Raw genomic sequence first — 4,383 nt, forward strand, 5'->3', positions numbered from 1 at the left:
AAATTTAAAGGTTGTGTCAGTACTAACTGACCGCACCATATTGCTGATATGGCTCAGTTGGTAGAGCACACCCTTGGTAAGGGTGAGGTCCCCAGTTCGAATCTGGGTATCAGCACCATATAATCGGCATTTAAAAAGAATTTACCTAGCGGCAATAGCGCGGTGGTCCCACCTGACCCCATGCCGAACTCAGTAGTGAAACGCCGTAGCGCCGATGGTAGTGTGGGGTCTCCCCATGTGAGAGTAGGGAACTGCTAGGTTTTAAATATAAGAAGCCACCCAATGGGTGGCTTTTTGCTTTCTGACGCTTATGAAAAGTAAGTAAATCATTCCATAATGATCCCGAAATTATCTTATTTTATTATTCTTGCTACCCACGATTAAGTCTGGCTGATAGACTTACTTCATTATTGTTATATTTTTCCTGAAGGTAGTAATGAATCCAACTTCTGAACTCAAACCATTCAACAGCTTTGGTATTGATGCAAAAGCATTATCAGTTTTTATAGTAGAGAATAAACAATCACTCCATCAACAATGGCTGAAAGCGAAAAATGATAATTTACCAGTATTGCTGCTTGGTGGGGGGAGTAATGTTTTATTTGTAGAGGACTTTGACGGTGTCGTTATCATTAATCAGCTAAAAGGTATTGAAATTACAGAGTCTGATGATTATTGGTATGTGCATGTTCAGGCAGGTGAAAATTGGCATCTATTACTGGAAAAATTACTACAAAAAGGTATCTATGGTGCGGAGAATCTTGCTTTAATCCCTGGATGTGCGGGGTCCGCGCCAATTCAAAACATCGGTGCTTATGGTGTTGAACTGAAAGATATTTGTGATTATGTGGATATTCTGTCACTTGAAACAAATCAAGAAACGCGTATTGCAGCGAGTGAGTGCCAATTTGGTTACCGTGATAGCATTTTTAAACATGAGTACCAACAGGGTTATGTGATTGTTAGCGTTGGGCTGAAATTCGCAAAAAAATGGCAGCCTAAACTTACCTATGGTGACTTAACACAATTTAATCCCGAAACAGTAACACCTAAGCAAGTTTTTGATGCAGTGTGCCAGACTCGAAGAAGTAAATTGCCTGATCCTGCAGTTACTGGTAATGCTGGTAGTTTCTTTAAAAATCCTGTGATTTCAGCTGAAAAAGCAGCAAAAATTAAGCAAGAAAACCCAAATTGTCCTCAATATATCCAAGCCGATGGTAGCGTGAAATTAGCGGCTGGTTGGCTTATTGACCAGTGTGGTTTGAAAGGGCATGAAATAGGGGGAGCGGCAGTTCACACTCAGCAGGCGCTTGTTTTAATTAATAAACATGAAGCGACAGGGGGTGATGTTGTTAACCTAGCGAAATACGTTAGCCAAAGCGTTGCAAAGCGTTTTGATATTATTTTAGAACCTGAAGTTCGGTTTATTGGTCGTCAAGGTGAGGTTAACGCAATGGATTATATTCAATGAAAGAGACATCAATCCCTTTACAGCTGATAGATATTTTATCGGATGCTCAAATACACTCGGGCGAGCAACTCGGCGACAAACTTGGCATGAGCCGAGCTGCGATTAATAAACATATTAAAACATTACGCTCATGGGGTTTGAACATCGAAACGGTGACGAGTAAAGGGTATAAGCTGCCTTACCAAATAAATTTACTTAATAAAGACAGGATCAAACAATACGTTAATGGTGTCAATATCATTGTGGAACCTGTTATTGATTCTACGAATCAGTATATGCTTGAACGCATTCCAAGTTTAACATCGGGAGATACTTGCCTTGCAGAGTACCAGAGTGCAGGTCGAGGCAGAAGAGGTCGTCAATGGATTTCTCCCTTTGGCTGTAACTTATATTTATCTATGTATTGGAAGTTAGATCAAGGCCCTGCGGCTGCGGTTGGTTTGAGCCTTGTTGTTGGAATAGTGATTGCGGAAACTTTAAACAAAATAAGTAAAGAAAAAGTAAAGGTAAAGTGGCCAAATGATCTGTATATGAATGATAAAAAGCTTGCAGGTATTTTAGTTGAATTAACGGGTAAAACAGGTGACGCTGCTCATATTATTATTGGTATTGGCATTAATATTGGAATGAATAAAACCAATATTGAAAATACAACTGCAATAACGCAAGAGTGGGCATCTTTGAGAGATGAAGTTGAAGATATAGAACGAAATGAATTATCGGCTAATATTATTCAAGCATTAAAAGATTCATTAATTTTATTTGAAAAAGAAGGATTAAAACCGTTTTTGGATAGATGGTTTAAACTTGATAATTTTTTAAATAGAAAAGTTAAGTTACTGATCGGTAATGATATTATTTCTGGTGTTGAGCGTGGAATTAATGAGCAAGGTGCATTGTTACTACAAAAAGATAATGGCGACATAATTCCTTATATTGGCGGCGAAATATCATTACGGCCAAACGAGTAATATATAATTGGCCGAAAAATTTCGGCCAATATAGATTTTATTTCCTTAGTCTGACATTTTGAATTGAATGGTTTTCACCTTTTGTCATTATTAAGCTTGCACGCTCTTTGGTAGGTAAAATATTCTCTTCGAGATTTAGCCCATTAATTTCATCCCAAATAGAACCTGCAATATTTACAGCTTCCTCTTCACTCAATTTAGAATAACTATGAAAGTATGAATCTGGGTCGGAGAATGCGCCTTGCCTAAACTTAAGAAAACGACCGATGTACCATTGTTTTAATAAAGCAGGAGCTGCATCAACATAAATTGAGAAATCAACAAAGTCAGAGACAAATACATGGTGTGGATCTTGTGGGTAGTCCATATCACTTTGTAACACATTGAGCCCTTCCAAAATTAAAATATCAGGCTGATCAATAACTTGTTCTTGGTCAGGCACAATGTCGTAGGTTAGATGGGAATAGACCGGGGCACGGACATTTCGCGCACCTGATTTAATTTGAGAAACAAAGTTAACCAGTTTTCGCATGTCATAAGACTGTGGAAAACCTTTTTTCTTCATAATATTCCGATCTTTTAATACTTGGTTCGGATGAAGAAAGCCATCAGTCGTAATTAAATCAACTTTACGGTGCTCAGGCCAACGGGTTAATAGTGCTTGTAATAAACGTGCTGTTGTACTTTTACCTACAGCAACGCTACCAGCGATACCGATGATGTAAGGCACTTTTGCTTCACTAGTTCCTAAAAACTGCTCTAGGACAGCCTGACGACGTAAGTTAGAACTAATATAAAAATTCAATAAGCGCGATAAAGGTAGATAAATTTCAATAACATCTTCCATTGAAAGCTCTTCGTTAATCCCTTTTAACTCGAGAAGCTCACTGGATGTTAATGTCAAAGGGACGGAATCACGGAGTGTTGCCCAATGTTCTCTATCAAATTCTAAATATGGCGTAGTAATAAAATTTTCGTTCTTTTTCATAAACCAACATCTGCCTATTTTATGCAGGTTGGACAGGTTGCCTAAACACCCGTATCCAAAAAATTTGCTAGCATCATAGCGAGTGATGGGGGGGAGGCGTAGGTTTTTTTATAATATTTGTGAATTTTTTTTGAATTACACAAAAAAAATAGGTGTGATCGCTTGGAAAATAACCGATTAATCAGAGCCCTAAAAATGTGATGGGGACTAAATAATAACATTTGAAATGTTTTGATTCGATTATCGAGCTTTACGGACTAAATAATAATGGATTATAGTTAACAGCTACTGTTGATGTTTTAATCTCAAAATAGTTAAAAAATCAACAAAATCACAAAAAGCGAACAAAATGTAAGCAAACGAACAAAAAATTAAATTTTTTTGTTGCAACATGCGCTCACTCTTCCTAGAATGCGCAGCACTTGATGCCGGCATAGCTCAGTTGGTAGAGCAACTGACTTGTAATCAGTAGGTCCCGAGTTCGACTCTTGGTGCCGGCACCATTAAAAATTTGGATAGGTGGGATACCCAAGCGGCCAAAGGGAGCAGACTGTAAATCTGCCGTCACAGACTTCGAAGGTTCGAATCCTTCTCCCACCACCATCTCCAAGAAGATTTCTTTATAGAAACTTCAAGGAACAGTTTAACAGCTGATAACTCAGGTAGCCGAGTTCATTGCGGGCATCGTATAATGGCTATTACCTCAGCCTTCCAAGCTGATGATGCGGGTTCGATTCCCGCTGCCCGCTCCAAGATGTGCTGATATGGCTCAGTTGGTAGAGCACACCCTTGGTAAGGGTGAGGTCGGCAGTTCGAATCTGCCTATCAGCACCACTTCCCTTATGTTCTCAATTATCTCCCTGATTTGTCTCCTGAAAAAAACAAGCGAAATAATTTCTTGCTTGGTTGATGTGGTTTAACCACCGATTCCGTGTCTTAGAGGGACAATCTAA

3 protein-coding genes, 5 tRNA genes and 1 rRNA gene are annotated in these 4,383 nt (G+C 38.8%); 8 read left to right on the top strand and 1 reads right to left on the bottom strand.

Annotated features, from left to right (window positions below):
- Positions 1-42 precede the first annotated feature (42 nt).
- From PSF27_RS20615 to birA, 4 genes are all read left to right on the top strand, one after another.
- Positions 43-118 (top strand) — tRNA-Thr (locus PSF27_RS20615).
- Between the two features lie 26 nt (positions 119-144).
- Positions 145-260 (top strand): 5S ribosomal RNA (rrf, locus tag PSF27_RS20620).
- A 176-nt stretch (positions 261-436) separates the two neighbouring features.
- On the top strand, positions 437-1,471 hold the full coding sequence (murB, locus tag PSF27_RS20625) for a UDP-N-acetylmuramate dehydrogenase (protein ID WP_206086980.1): 1,035 nt from the start codon (positions 437-439) through the stop codon (positions 1,469-1,471).
- Entirely contained in the window at positions 1,468-2,442 is a 975-nt protein-coding gene (birA, locus tag PSF27_RS20630) for a bifunctional biotin--[acetyl-CoA-carboxylase] ligase/biotin operon repressor BirA (protein WP_272574469.1), read from the top strand. The genes murB and birA overlap by 4 nt, the downstream gene beginning before the upstream one ends.
- Positions 2,443-2,479: 37 nt before the next feature.
- Here the strand turns inward: birA and coaA are convergent, their stop codons facing one another.
- Entirely contained in the window at positions 2,480-3,430 is a 951-nt protein-coding gene (gene coaA / locus PSF27_RS20635; RefSeq protein ID WP_206086982.1) for a type I pantothenate kinase, read from the bottom strand.
- A gap of 427 nt (positions 3,431-3,857) precedes the next feature.
- On the opposite strand from coaA, the gene PSF27_RS20640 reads away from it, so the two are divergent.
- From PSF27_RS20640 to PSF27_RS20655, 4 genes are all read left to right on the top strand, one after another.
- Positions 3,858-3,933: transfer RNA gene (locus tag PSF27_RS20640), tRNA-Thr, on the top strand.
- Between the two features lie 15 nt (positions 3,934-3,948).
- Positions 3,949-4,033, top strand: a tRNA-Tyr gene (locus tag PSF27_RS20645).
- 74 nt (positions 4,034-4,107) lie between these two features.
- Positions 4,108-4,182, top strand: a tRNA-Gly gene (locus PSF27_RS20650).
- A 6-nt stretch (positions 4,183-4,188) separates the two neighbouring features.
- Positions 4,189-4,264 (top strand) — tRNA-Thr (locus PSF27_RS20655).
- The last annotated feature ends 119 nt before the right edge of the window (positions 4,265-4,383 follow it).

Origin of the sequence: Providencia sp. PROV129 (assembly GCF_028482245.1) — a bacterium.
Lineage (GTDB): Bacteria > Pseudomonadota > Gammaproteobacteria > Enterobacterales > Enterobacteriaceae > Providencia > Providencia vermicola.

Coding starts and splice junctions, on each gene's coding strand:
- coaA (WP_206086982.1), bottom strand. CDS start 3,430: ATGAAAAAGAACGAAAATTTTATTACTACGCCATATTTAGAATTTGAT.
- birA (WP_272574469.1), top strand. CDS start 1,468: ATGAAAGAGACATCAATCCCTTTACAGCTGATAGATATTTTATCGGAT.
- murB (WP_206086980.1), top strand. CDS start 437: ATGAATCCAACTTCTGAACTCAAACCATTCAACAGCTTTGGTATTGAT.